The 250-nt window shown below is 54.0% G+C and carries 1 protein-coding gene; it reads left to right on the top strand.

Translation table 11 applies throughout. The annotated features are described in order from the left end of the window. Positions 1 to 61: 61 nt before the first annotated feature. Positions 62 to 250 (top strand): hypothetical protein (locus SB659_RS20175; RefSeq protein WP_410551712.1); only part of this gene is annotated, 189 nt, incomplete at its 3' end.

Here is a 250-nt window from a genome sequence, read left to right as displayed (position 1 = left end):
ATCACGCGGCGGCAGAGCGTTGTGGGCTTCAACATCGAATGAAGAACCGGTGAGTATTCAAATGAAAAAGAAAATTCAGGGGCGCTGTTCAGTGGCGATCATTGCGTCGAGCTTGATGCTCGGTGCATGTGCATCGAAACCTTTCGAGCTCGACACGCAACAAATGTCGTCGATCAAGACCATTGCGGTCGATGTGTCGAGGCCAACCACGTATTTTGCTGTGTCGGCCGGGGGGCCGGTGATCGTTCCG

It is taken from the genome of Arthrobacter sp. SIMBA_036 (assembly GCF_046535135.1).
Lineage (GTDB): Bacteria > Actinomycetota > Actinomycetes > Actinomycetales > Micrococcaceae > Arthrobacter.
This window is presented reverse-complemented; position numbering and strand designations above follow the sequence as displayed.